This window comes from Aquirufa sp., assembly GCF_044342065.1.
GTDB lineage: Bacteria > Bacteroidota > Bacteroidia > Cytophagales > Spirosomataceae > Aquirufa.
In genome coordinates this window covers 62,897-75,802 of record NZ_JBIIQN010000008.1, presented here as the reverse complement: position 1 = coordinate 75,802, position 12,906 = coordinate 62,897, and the positions used below count along the sequence as shown (strand labels likewise).

Below are 12,906 nucleotides of genomic sequence, written 5' to 3'. Positions count from 1 at the left end.
ATAATGAAAATAAAACACCTACTACTCGGAATCCTAATCGCGGCTTCCTCTAGCACTTTTGCTCAAAAGGATATTACCCTAGAAGATATTTGGGCTAAGCCAACTTTCCGGCAAAAAAATATCCAGAATTTAAACTGGTCGCAGGATGGGCAAAATTATTTGGAGCTCAAGGAAGGTAAAATCGTTAAATATAGCATCTCGGATCCAAGTAAGTTTGAAATTTTGTTTGATGAGGCTATTCACAAAACTAGTACGGGCGGAACGATTCGCGTACAGGGTTTTGCCTTATCTACAGATGAGCGGACAATTTTAATTAGTACCGAATCTGAACAAATCTACCGACGGAGTTCAAAAGAAAATAACTTTTTATTCAATCGAACAAACAATTCACTTAAGCAACTTTCCGCAGGGGGTAAACAAATGCATGCTACGTTATCTCCAGATGGGAAACGTGTAGCATTTGTCCGGGATAATAATCTGTTTTGGACCGATGTACCAACAGGAAGAGAAACGGCGATTACGCACAATGGGAAATTTAATCACATCATTAATGGTGCTTGTGATTGGGTGTACGAAGAAGAGTTTTCTTTTGCCAAAGCATTCGTTTGGTCCCCGGATAGTAAGAAAATTGCATTCTATACCTTCGATGAAAGTGAAGTACCTGAATACAACATGCAAATGTGGGGCGATTTATACCCTGAAGATTATCGCTATAAATACCCAAAAGCTGGCGAAGCAAATGCCATCGTAAGTCTATCTGTAGCACTTTTAGACGAAAATAAATTACAAGCAATTCAAGTTGGGCCAGAAAAAGACCAATACATTCCCCGCTTAAAATGGACCAAAAATCCAGATGTTGTTGGATTTATTCGCTTGAACCGTCTTCAAAATCATATGGAATTGCTTCATCATTCGATTAGTCAAGCTAAAACAAGTTTAATCTATGAAGAGCGCGCTGAGACTTCGATTGAAATAGAGGCGATTGGAAATGACATCACGTATCTTAATGATGGTAAAACATTTATTTTTAGCTCAGAACGTAGTGGTTATAAACACCTCTATGCGGGAGAAATTGGCACCGGGAAATTTACGGCGATTACCACAGGCAACTGGGAAGTAGATGATTTTTATGGGTATCAAGAGAAAACCAAGACCTTATATTTCAATTCAGCAGAAACGAGCCCGATAGGTAGGCAAGTTTATTCAATTAACATAAACGGAACAGGTAAAAAAGCTTTATCTAGCTTAACGGGAACTAATTCAGCTAGTTTTAGCTCGGACTTTTCCTATTATATGTTGAACCATAGCTCAGCAAAAAAACCCTTAACTATTTCACTTATTAGTGCAGAAAAGGGTTTGGTACGCGTATTAGAGGATAATCAAAAATTACAGTCGCAAATCACTGATTACCAAATTTCCCCACGTGAATTTTTTGAAATCCCCTTGGCAAATGGTGATCATTTGAATGCCTATTGGATTAAACCTGCCAACTTTGACCCTTCTAAAAAATACCCTGTATTGATGCACGTATATGGCGGTCCTGGTAGCCAGCAAGTCTTAGATTCCTATCCTGGCGGTGATTTTTATTGGTACCAAATGTTGTTGAAAAAAGGATATTTAATCTATTGTGTTGACAATCGTGGTACCGGAGGTCGTGGTGTAGCATTCAAGAAAATCACTTACCAAAATCTGGGTAAAATTGAAGTTCAAGACCAAATATATGCGGCTAAGTTTATAGGTAATCTTCCATATGTCGATGCAAGTCGCATCGGAATTTGGGGTTGGAGTTATGGAGGATTTATGTCCTCCAATTGTTTAATGCAAGGTGCTGATGTCTTTAAAGCAGCTATCGCGGTAGCACCTGTAACGAATTGGCGTTTTTATGATTCTATTTACACTGAAAGATATCAACGAACGCCACAGGAAAACCCAAAAGGGTATGATGAAAATTCACCGGTATTTCATGTAAACAAATTGAAAGGGAATTTACTACTGGTACATGGAACAGGGGATGATAATGTCCATTTTCAAAATGCGGTAGCCTTGGAGGATGCGCTTATATCCGCCAACAAGCAATTTCAAACTTTCTATTATCCAAACCGAAACCACGGTATTTCTGGAGGGAATACGCGGTTACACTTGTATAATATGATGACGAAATTCTTAGAAAAAAACTTATAATTTTTTTAGTTCTTCAAATATTTCCGCGGTAAGTCGGTAGGTCAACATGCGCTGATCCTTATCATCTGCCTGAATATCAAGAATTTGTTGACCAGGGTAAATTAGCCCGAGTGATTTTGTCAATCCATCAATTAATTTAGCCCTGAATTGCCTTTGCGATTCGGGGCTACTTTTATGCCTACCAAAGAAAGCAACAATTTGATGACCCGATACATAGCCCTGACGATAATTTAACCGAAGGAAATCTAAGAATTGTCGCTCGTTTGCTCCCAATAACAAATTCAATTGACTCTTTTTTCTCCGTTGTTTCAATAAAATGAAAAAACGAGCTACGATAAAGAAAACAATGACAACGATTATGATTAAGACAAAATCGCGAACATTTTCAATCAGCGTTTTTTCCATGATAGGACCCAATGGCTTACTTTCAGCTAATAAGGTTTTAGCTGAAACTTCAGCGACTTGATAACTGCCGTAAGGAAATGTTTCTTGCGCTTGCGGGAGAAAAATGCTATTACCGCGGGTAAAAACACTGTACAAAACACCTCGATCTTCCATGAATTTTCGAATTTGGAATCGTGCAGGATTTGTCCATAAATACCCTTTATACGAATCTTTGGTATCAATTATGTAAAGAAGATCGTGATTATACCCTGGGACCGTATTGTAAGGTGAGATAACAATATATTGCCCCATGGCAAGCGTAAAATTATTTTTTTCGCCCGCTAAGATTGTTCGTAAAACGGGCTCGTAAACCTCCCCTAATCGCTTAAATACTTTATCAGTGAAATTATAGTCAAAAATACCGAAGTCGACATCTAGCGCTTCAGCAGACTCTGTTTGATTAATTCGCTTTGAGCCAACAACAATGAATTTATCAAGATCGGGTAAATAGGCAGCTGATTTTTTATGTATCGAATTGGGGATTTTACCTTGCGCTAAGATATGGGTCCAGTCTTTTGAAACGGAATTATACTGCGTAATTATGTTGGTGGATTGCCAAAAACCATACCCACCAAAACTATAGAATGTCCCATTTCTATTAAATTGTACAGCTTGACAATTTGCTCCACGGTAAAATGTCAGGTCTTCACGCTTTAGCGTACGTGTATCAGGTTCAAAAATATAAACTTGGCCGCTACACTCCATCAATAGATAAGTTCCTTTTTTACCTGGGACTTTCACGGGATTTATGGCATCAGCATTTGAAAATAAATCGGCTGATTTGATGTCTTGCAAGTTGATATTACCTATGTCTTGCCAAAGACCTTTTGAATTTGATACATAACATCGATTCGTAACAAAATCTATCTTGTAGCAGGTAGAATTATTCGGATCTCGCCATGAGAAAATCTGCGCATGAGCCGAGAGGGCAATAAAAATGAATAAAAGAAGAAAGTATTGACGTGAACTAGGTAGCATAAAATCAAAAAACAATAATTCAAAAATGCACTTTTTTTATACAAAAATTGAATATTGTTTAGGTATGGGCGCAAAAAATGTAGTAATTTTATCACTGGGCTTATATAAAAGCATAAAAAACATTTGATTTATGACATTACACCGGGAAGGAAAAACCTTATTAATTAGTTCATTATTTATCGTTTTAGTGATAAATGGGCTTATGGCCTATTTTTTCCCAGAACAAGTTTTCTTACGCGAAGCAGTCATTATTGTAACAGCACTTTTCTATTTAATCATCCTTCAATTCTTCCGGGTACCCAAACGTAACACAGAAATTAATCCCAAGCATATCATTGCACCGGCAGATGGGAAAGTTGTCGTGATAGAAGAAGTCGAAGAGCCTGAATATTTCAAGGGGAAAAGAAAGCAAGTTTCGATATTCATGTCGCCAATCAATGTGCATGTAAATTTTAATCCGATTTCAGGTATAGTTTCCTATTTTAAATATCATCCAGGGAAATATTTGGTTGCTTGGCATCCCAAATCCAGTACCGAAAACGAGCGTACTACGTGTGTAGTAAAGCATGAAAATGGGACAGAAATTTTATTCCGTCAAATTGCTGGAGCACTAGCTAAGCGTATTTGCTGGTACGTAAAGGAGGGGGATCAAGTTACTCAAGGCCAAGAATTCGGATTTATAAAATTTGGAAGTCGTATTGATATTTATCTTCCTTTGGACGCTGAGATATGTGTAAATATCGGTGATAAACCCGTTGGTAGTGAAACGGTTATTGCCAAGCTTCGTTAATTAAGGTCAGAATTTTCTCAAGTCCTTCCTGGTCAACCTCGGAAAAATCGTTTAGCAAATCCGAATCGACATCCAAAACCATGGTAACATCACCAGCCTGATTTTTCACGGGTAAAACGATTTCTGATTTGGATGCAGAGGCACAAGCGATGTGACCAGGGAATAGTTCCACATCAGGAACAATAATGGTTTCCGCCGTGGTATAGGCATGTCCACAAACGCCTTTATTAAATGGAATTCGAGTACAAGCAACAGGCCCTTGAAAGGGTCCTAGAACTAATTGATTTTCTTTTACTATGTAAAAACCCACCCAAAAAAAACCAAATACCTCTTTGATCGCGGCAGCTATATTAGCCAGGTTTGCCGTTAGGTCATTTTCACCAATTAAAAGCCCTTGAATTTGCGGAAAAAGTGCTGCATATTGTTCCTTTCGAGAGCCAAGGGGAATAATTAAATCTTCTGCCATATTAAAAATAACGCTTTAGGTAGGAATCTGCTGCTTTACAAGTCCAAGCCTCCCGGTATTGCTTTAGCGTTTGAAGCAGCGGCGTTATGATTTGATCCGCAGGATGCAAATTACCTGCTTCGATCGAAGACTTCAATTGGCCTAAACCAATTAAAGTAACCTGCTCATTGCGCACAACAGCCAAATCCCGATTAAAAAAATCTACCTGAAAAGACTCACCTAATGTCTTGAACCAACGAGTAGAGGCATCTATGGAACAACCAGATGCAGCGTTCATTGCTTCATTAACGGCCACAATAATTACTTGTTTATGGCGAATCTCAAAGGACGCTTGTAAAGGGGCTCCATGTGCTTCCCAAGCTTGACATGCCTCTGTAATTGTTTGCGTAATTTGATCGATTTCAGACGCCTGTAAACTACGAGAGGCCTGATAAACCCAAATACGCGCCTGATTTGGCATTTCTTGAAAAGGTATATACATCTTATTTTAAACTTTGCTGAACTAATTCAGCTAAATCAACTACTTGGATTTCATGTTCTTTGCCCGATTTATTCAAGCCATCTTGAAGCATCACCATGCAAAAAGGACAGCCTAAAGCTACCTTATTTACGCCAGATTCCAGAATTTCATCGGTCCGTTTTACTTGAATATCTTGTGTGCCTGCCTCGGGTTCTTTGAAAACTTGAGCACCCCCAGCCCCGCAACAAAGTCCTTTTGTCCGACAACTTTTTAACTCTTTCAGTTCCTTTTTTAATCCGCTAATGATTTCACGGGGAGCTTCATATATACCATTTCCACGACCAAGATAACAGGAATCATGAAAAGCTATCGTTTCTTTTTGCTCATTAAATTGAATCTTCCCTTCAGCCAGCAAATCAGCTAGTAATTGGCTATGGTGGATTACTTCATAAGTACCACCAAGGGAGGGGTATTCATTTTTTAAGGTATTAAAACAATGTGGACATGCGGTTACAATTTTTTGTATGCCATACATATTCAGAACTTCAATGTTTTGCATGGCTTGCATTTGGAATAAAAACTCATTCCCTGCTCTTCTAGCCGGATCTCCCGTGCAAGCTTCCTCTGTCCCAAGTACAGCAAATTTTATACCTACATGATTGAGAATTTCACATAAAGCCCGCGTGATTTTTTTGTGACGATCATCAAAAGAACCTGCACATCCAACCCAGAATAATAAATCAGGGCTTTGCCCTTTTGCGGCCCATTCAGCCATGGTAGTAATCTGTAGTTCCATACTTATTCCTTTTTAGCTTGTGCGCGCATCTGTTGAACGGTTAATCTAGTTCCATCGTCACTCCAGCCAGGTGGACCAAATAAATAACCCGCTATTTGCCTTAGGTTTTTAGCATGAATCAAATCTTTACCAATTTGCACCCATTCATAAAACGCAATTTTAGCTGGATTATAGCTTTCAATCTGCTTCGTTAGGCCGTAATTGGGACGCTTATTTTCGGATTTAAATGAACCAAATATACGATCCCAAATTATTAGTACACCTGCATAATTCGTATCTAAATAATCAAGGTCGGTCCCGTGATGTACACGATGATGCGATGGCGTATTGAAAAACTGCTCGAACCAATGGGGCATCTTTTGAATAAATTCGGTGTGAATCCAATATTGATAAAGCAAGCTTGTTTGTTGGAAAAAAAACACAATAAATGGATGAACGCCTAACAAGGGTAGCCAGGCCCAAAACAGAAATCCACCAGTAACACTACCTGTCCATGTTTGACGTAAAGCAGCTGCTAAATTATACTTAGGAGAGGAATGATGCACCATGTGAGATGCCCAATAAAATCGTACTTCGTGGGAGATCCGATGCACCCAGTAATAGGTTAAATCTTCCGCAAAAAAAGCAAATACCCAAACCGGCCACCAAGAAAACTGAAAGTCGGCCAATCGCCAATGATCATAGACATAAAAATAGGTAACAAAGGCGAGACTTTTTGTTAAAGTACCAACAGCCAAATTCCCTAATCCAAGTCCAATGGATGTCAAAGAGTCTTTAGCTTCGATAAAATCCCGCTGTTCCTTATAAGCCCACCACGATTCAAAGAGGACGGTGATTAAAAAAAAGGGAACCGCATATAAAATCAATTGTGGGGTCATAGCTTATTAATAAATTCCAAGGATGCTTGAATAGGCAAATCAACACGTTTACCAAGAATATCAGAGGTAATGACATGATAGCCCGATAATGGGAATGCTTGCTCTTTCTTGTTTTTACTACCTAATTTTGGAAACATATCCCGCATGGCTTGAACCGAAACTACATTATCTTGATGTTCCTTGTCTTGATAATAATAGCTCAAAAAAACAGGCACTTTCACTTTCGAAAAGGTTTCATCGGTCATTTCATGCGTTAAGAAATTTTGTATCGCTACGATACCTTCAAGACGATAATGTAAACTCCAAAAATTCTTATGCCCGGGGCTTACGGAAGGAATATCACGAAAATCAGATTGCATAACTGTGCGAGCCAATTGAAGCCCCCAAGGATTATCAAGAAGAGATGCTGTTGGGTCTTTAATTGCAATACATGGTCCATACAATAAAAGAGCCTTCATTTCAGGATGTTTGGTGGCTAAGACCAATGACATCGCCCCACCAAATGAAGTTCCGAGTACAATGACCTCATCACCAAGCTTTTTGGCAAGAGCATAATAATTCTCAACACTCTGATAAAATTTATCTGCACTTGCTCTAGCCATTGTTGAATCAGTGGGAAATTCACCATGGTCTTCAATTCGAGCTAATACTAAATTGGCACGCAAAGCTTTTGCCACTTCCTTATGCAAAGGATTACCTTCCATTGGAGAGGCAGAGAATCCGTGTATATAGAGAACGACCGTTTTCGTCTTCTTAGGATTAGCAGAATCTGCATAAATAATTTGTCCCTCGTTGTTGGGCTTTAAATTTCCATTCTGCGCTTCTTTCGCTTTCAAAAAAGCCGTGATAGCCTGTGGATTATCAGGAATATCATTCCACGTTGGCCCAGGCAACGTGGGAGCCTCTGGGTGCGGTCCTAGGGCATATAATAAAATCAAAACGATTATAGCAACGAGTATTTTTTTCATGATTTTGTCCAATTTAAACGATCACTTGGATCAAATTTCCAAGGAGCTTGATTAGTCTCAATATTGGCAAACATGGCATTCCATGCGCCAGGAGCATCAGATTGCTCCATAATTTGATATCGACGCAAGGCCAAAATTATTTCGAGAGGTGACAATTGAATTGGACAAGCTTCTTCACAAGCTTGGCAAGTTGTACATGCCCGTAATTCCTCCGCGCTTACGTAATTCCCTAGTAAGGTATTGCTTGAATTAGGATCTTTTTGAAGTTCTTCCATACGATCCCGCGTATCCATCATGATTTTACGTGGCGAAAGGGCCTTGCCTGTTTGATTAGCCGGACATTGCTCCGTACAGCGTCCACATTCGGTACAGCTGTAGGCATCAAGTGCGTTTTTGATCGTTAAATCTTTGATATCCTGCGCACCAAATTTTAAGTCAGGATTACTAGGTTCCCCAGGTTTGCCTAACATGATATTCACTTCATTCGTTACGTGGGGCATGTCGGACATATGTGCACTGGAATCCAACTTGGAATAATAGACAGCAGGAAAAGCAAAAAAGATGTGAAGGTGTTTCGAATAGGTAACGTATAAAGCAAATAGGAGAATTCCTATTATGTGTATCCACCAAGCACCTATTTCAATGATGTGCAGACTTCCTGCAGGTAAGAGAGGCTTAAGGTATTTGGATATAAGAAAAGATCGATCTGGATCAGCGGCATTCATGACATAAAGTGCTGTCATTAAAATCATTTCAATGACCAATATTAGCATCGCATCCAATACTGGGAAGCCTTTCAACTCAGCTTGTTTAGTAGGATCTAATCGTTTAATCTGATGGGACAGTCGGCGAGTGGCAAAAACCACACAAGCAAGGAAGACCCCGGCAGCAAGTAACTCAAAAAAATCAATGATGACCGTATAAAAATCACCAAGAAATGGAGCAAAAATTCGATGCGTCCCCAGCACCCCGTCTACTACTATTTCTAATATCTCAATGTTGATCAGCACAAATCCCAAGTAAATAAATACGTGCATTATGCCCACTAAAGGCTTCTCAAACATCTTTTTTTGCCCAAATGCTAGTAAAACAACACGTCTCCAACGTTCATTGGAATTTGTTACTTGAACAGGCTTTGCTAAGTGTATGGTTTTTGCAATCTGTCCAAAACGCCGGGCAATTAAATAACCCATGACTAAAAGGATCGCGATAAAGACTATTTGATTCATGTTGATGTGTGTTGGGTAAACGCTGCCGGGGTCTACGACCCCGGCAGCGTTACCGAAATCCAACACCAAACTACCGCAAATTCATGAGAGAAAAAAATCAATATCATGATAATTTTTATCTATTTATTTCAAACAACCCAAAAATCATATTCGCAAATTTGAAATAAAAAAAAGATGAAAAGTTTTACTGAACCACTAATAGAAAATAAGGTTTTCCATATCTATACTCGCGGTATTGACAAAAAACCAATATTTCTTTCAGACAAACACTACCGTTCATTTCTATGGAAATACCAGAAGAAAGTTAGCCCATATGTAGACACTTTTGCTTTCTGCCTTTTAGGTAATCATTTCCACCTATTAATTCGGGTAAAAACTTATCAAGAGATTGATAAACTGACTGATCTAAAATTACTCCCAAAACCCAAAGGTTCAGTTGGCCTATTTATTAGTCGATTATTGGGGAATATCATGAATTCTCACGCACAAATGTTCAATCGAGCAACCGATCGCACTGGAGGTTTATTCGAATCTCCCTTCAGAAGAAAACCTGTTGAATCATTAATGTACTTAACGCATTTAATCAAATACATTCATTTAAACCCTGTAAAGCACGAAATCTATGGTAATTATGAATTCTATCCCTACTCCTCATATCACGATTATCTAAAATTCAAACCTCGGATTATTAATAAATGTGAAGGCCTAAACTTTTTTGGGAACCTAGAAATTTTTGAAAAATTTCACGAAACAGATACCTTGGCTGAAGAAAAAATATCCAAATTATTGATAGAATAAATTAGCGAATAAGTCGTTTGAGCGGTAACGCTGCCGGGGTTTACAACCCCGGCAGCGTTTACTTCATTTCCTTCTTTAAAAAACGCCCCGTTTCACTCCCCTTTACCTTACATATCTCTTCAGGTGTACCTGATGCGACTAATTGACCACCAGCATTCCCTCCTTCAGGGCCCATATCAATCACATAATCCGACACTTTAACCACATCTAGATTGTGCTCAATGATTAAAACGGTATTTCCTTTGTCGACTAGTTTTTGTAAAACGTCCAATAATAATTTGACATCTTGAAAATGCAAACCTGTAGTAGGTTCATCCAATACGTACAAGGTCTTACCAGTATCTTTTTTAGATAATTCCTCCGCCAATTTTACCCTTTGGGCTTCCCCACCTGATAATGTCGTTGCATGTTGACCCAATGTGATGTATCCTAAACCGACCTCCGATAAAGTCTGTACACGCCGGTGAATACGAGGTTGATTTTCAAAAAACTCAAGCGCTTGCTCTACGGTCATATCCAACACATCTGATATGGACTTTCCCTTAAATCTTACCTCCAAAGTCTCCCGATTAAACCGTTTGCCTTTACAGGTTTCACATGCCACCAACACATCTGGTAAAAACTCCATTTCAATCTTTTTCCGACCCGCTCCTTCGCAATCCTCACAGCGCCCCCCTTTGACATTAAAGCTGAATCTCCCAGCCTTGTATCCCCGAATTTTCGATTCTGGCAACTCACAATATAAAGCACGAATATCCGTGTACATATTCGTGTAAGTGGCAGGATTAGAGCGTGGTGTACGACCAATAGGCGATTGATCAACCTCAATAATTTTATCTATATGCTCTAATCCAGTCATCGACTTGAATGGAAGCGGGTCTCTTTTCGCACGATCAAAATGTTGTTTCAATTTCAGTACCAAGGTATCATGGATTAAAGTCGATTTCCCCGAACCAGAAACACCGGTCACCGATATAAACTTTCCTAATGGGAACTTAACAGAAACACCTTTCAAATTATTTCCTGTTGCACCTTTCAGCTCTATTGAAAAACCATTCCCCATACGTCGCTTTTCCGGAGCTTTAATTGCCAAACTACCATTTAAAAACTGCGCAGTAGGTGTACCTAGTTTAATAAACTCGGCAGGCGTACCACTCCCCACAATCTGACCGCCATGACGGCCAGCACCCGGACCAATATCCAATATGTAGTCGGACTCCAACATCATATCCTTATCATGCTCGACAACCAAAACAGAATTCCCCAAATCACGAAGATCCTTCAAAGCCTGAATCAACTTCTCATTATCCCGCTGATGCAAACCAATAGAAGGCTCATCCATGATGTATAAAACACCCACTAACTGCGTGCCTATTTGCGTAGCCAAACGAATTCGTTGAGACTCACCACCCGACAAGGTCTTCATCGGTCGGTCGAGTGTTAAATAGGTTAACCCTATCTGTGTCAAAAAAGATACCCGTTTCCGAATCTCTTTCAAAACCTCGGAACCAATTTGAACTTGTCGCTCTGAAAGTCGGGATTCGAGATTTGCTAACCAAGTCGCAAGCTCCGTGATATCCATTTGGGCTAATTCACCAATATGCTTATCCGCTACTTTAAAATGTAATGCTTCTCTCTTCAAACGGTAACCTTGACATTCTGGACATTTTTTAATCACTAAGAAATCTTGTAACCAATCTTGCGTCTTCTCCGACCCACTCTCCTGCTGGCGCTTTAAAAAATTAATTATCCCATCATATTTTGAATTCCATTCCGATCCAACATATTTTTTTGAAGGAACAGGAACAGGCTCATCTGTGCCATACAACATCAACTCAACAGCTTCTCGTGGAAACTTGCTAATGGGAGTGGATAAACTTACTTGATAGGGCTTTAACAAGACCTCTAATTGCTTAAAAATCCATAACTCTCGGTATTCACCTATAGGAGCTATCGCACCGCGCAAAATACTCAGTGACGTATCCGGTATCACCGATTCCTCAGTAATTTCTTCAATAACGCCCAAACCTGAACAACAGGGGCAGGCGCCATAAGGACTATTAAATGAAAAAGTATTTGGAGCAGGTTCGTCATAAGACAAACCCGTCTTAGGGTCCATTAAAGTTTGAGAGAAATAATGCAGTTTGTTTGACGCATCTAGGACAAAGACTTGCCCTTTCCCCACATTCATCGCTGTCTGCAAACTCTGGGACAAACGAACGCGTTCATCCTCCGATATAACCAAGCGGTCCACGACCACCTCAATATCGTGAACTTTAAAGCGATCTAATTGCATTTTGGGTTCGATATCCATTACCTCCCCATCTACACGTACCTTTGTATACCCCCATTTGGCAATCTGAACAAATAATTCGCGATAATGTCCCTTGCGCCCTTTAATAACGGGTGCTAATAAAATCACTTTCCCTTGCGCAAATTGAGATAACAATGTCCCGATAATTTGGTCAATTGATTGTTTGACCATTTTCTCTCCACTCAAATAGGAATAAGCTTCCGATGCGCGTGCATACAATAAACGTAAGAAATCATATATTTCCGTTACTGTGCCAAGCGTAGAGCGTGGGTTCTTCGATGTTGTTTTTTGCTCAATCGAAATAACCGGGGACAAACCCTCAATCTTATCCACATCCGGTCGTTCCATATTACCCAAAAAAGAACGTGCATAAGCAGAAAAACTCTCCATGTAGCGACGCTGCCCTTCGGCATAAATCGTATCAAAAGCTAACGAGGACTTCCCTGAACCTGAAATTCCGGTAACAACAACCAATTGATTCCGAGGGATGGAAACATCAATATTTTTCAAATTGTGCTCTCTTGCACCCAATACCTCAATATGTGAAAAACCCGTTAAGTCCATGTAGTTTCCTGAAATTTCAATCCACAAAGGTACAAAAAAA

Annotated in this window: 11 protein-coding genes; 3 read left to right on the top strand and 8 right to left on the bottom strand. The window is 39.5% G+C overall.

Translation table 11 applies throughout. From position 1 onward, the window contains the following. The first annotated feature begins 3 nt into the window (after positions 1-3). The gene (locus ACIQZ2_RS04920; protein WP_395767730.1) at positions 4-2,181 is read left to right on the top strand and encodes a S9 family peptidase; all 2,178 of its coding nucleotides are present in this window, start codon (positions 4-6) and stop codon (positions 2,179-2,181) included. Here the strand turns inward: ACIQZ2_RS04920 and ACIQZ2_RS04915 are convergent. Further along, the gene (locus ACIQZ2_RS04915) at positions 2,176-3,603 is read right to left on the bottom strand and encodes a hypothetical protein (RefSeq protein ID WP_395767729.1); all 1,428 of its coding nucleotides are present in this window, start codon (positions 3,601-3,603) and stop codon (positions 2,176-2,178) included. The genes ACIQZ2_RS04920 and ACIQZ2_RS04915 overlap by 6 nt on opposite strands. A 130-nt stretch (positions 3,604-3,733) precedes the next feature. Between ACIQZ2_RS04915 and ACIQZ2_RS04910 the strand changes: the two genes are divergently transcribed. Next, positions 3,734-4,393 carry a phosphatidylserine decarboxylase family protein gene (locus ACIQZ2_RS04910; protein ID WP_395767728.1) on the top strand — a complete coding sequence of 220 codons (660 nt, stop codon included), beginning with the start codon at positions 3,734-3,736 and terminating at the stop codon, positions 4,391-4,393. Here ACIQZ2_RS04910 and ACIQZ2_RS04905 read toward each other — a convergent pair. From ACIQZ2_RS04905 to ACIQZ2_RS04880, 6 genes are read right to left on the bottom strand one after another with little or no spacing between them, the layout of a single operon-like run. After that, positions 4,374-4,859 carry a GAF domain-containing protein gene (locus ACIQZ2_RS04905; RefSeq protein WP_395767727.1) on the bottom strand — a complete coding sequence of 162 codons (486 nt, stop codon included), beginning with the start codon at positions 4,857-4,859 and terminating at the stop codon, positions 4,374-4,376. The two genes, ACIQZ2_RS04910 and ACIQZ2_RS04905, sit on opposite strands and share 20 nt — an antisense overlap. Before the next feature lies 1 nt (position 4,860). Further along, a complete protein-coding gene (locus tag ACIQZ2_RS04900; protein ID WP_395767726.1) occupies positions 4,861-5,340 on the bottom strand; it encodes a hypothetical protein in 480 nt (159 codons plus the stop codon). Between the two features lies 1 nt (position 5,341). Further along, entirely contained in the window at positions 5,342-6,115 is a 774-nt protein-coding gene (locus ACIQZ2_RS04895) for a (Fe-S)-binding protein (protein ID WP_395767725.1), read from the bottom strand. A gap of 2 nt (positions 6,116-6,117) precedes the next feature. Next, positions 6,118-6,993: a sterol desaturase family protein gene (locus ACIQZ2_RS04890; RefSeq protein WP_395767724.1), complete on the bottom strand. Its 876-nt coding sequence runs from the start codon at positions 6,991-6,993 to the stop codon at positions 6,118-6,120. Continuing rightward, on the bottom strand, positions 6,990-7,961 hold the full coding sequence (locus ACIQZ2_RS04885; RefSeq protein WP_395767723.1) for an alpha/beta hydrolase: 972 nt from the start codon (positions 7,959-7,961) through the stop codon (positions 6,990-6,992). The genes ACIQZ2_RS04890 and ACIQZ2_RS04885 overlap by 4 nt, the downstream gene beginning before the upstream one ends. Then, positions 7,958-9,253 (bottom strand): 4Fe-4S dicluster domain-containing protein, encoded by a 1,296-nt coding sequence (locus ACIQZ2_RS04880; RefSeq protein WP_395767722.1) that lies wholly within the window; start codon positions 9,251-9,253, stop codon positions 7,958-7,960. The genes ACIQZ2_RS04885 and ACIQZ2_RS04880 overlap by 4 nt, the downstream gene beginning before the upstream one ends. 111 nt (positions 9,254-9,364) lie before the next feature. Between ACIQZ2_RS04880 and ACIQZ2_RS04875 the strand changes: the two genes are divergently transcribed. Further along, complete coding sequence (locus ACIQZ2_RS04875; RefSeq protein ID WP_395767721.1) at positions 9,365-9,988, top strand: transposase; 624 nt, start codon at positions 9,365-9,367, stop codon at positions 9,986-9,988. Positions 9,989-10,046: 58 nt separating this feature from the next. Here the strand turns inward: ACIQZ2_RS04875 and uvrA are convergent, their stop codons facing one another. Further along, positions 10,047-12,866 carry an excinuclease ABC subunit UvrA gene (gene uvrA / locus ACIQZ2_RS04870; protein ID WP_395767720.1) on the bottom strand — a complete coding sequence of 940 codons (2,820 nt, stop codon included), beginning with the start codon at positions 12,864-12,866 and terminating at the stop codon, positions 10,047-10,049. Positions 12,867-12,906 lie beyond the last annotated feature (40 nt).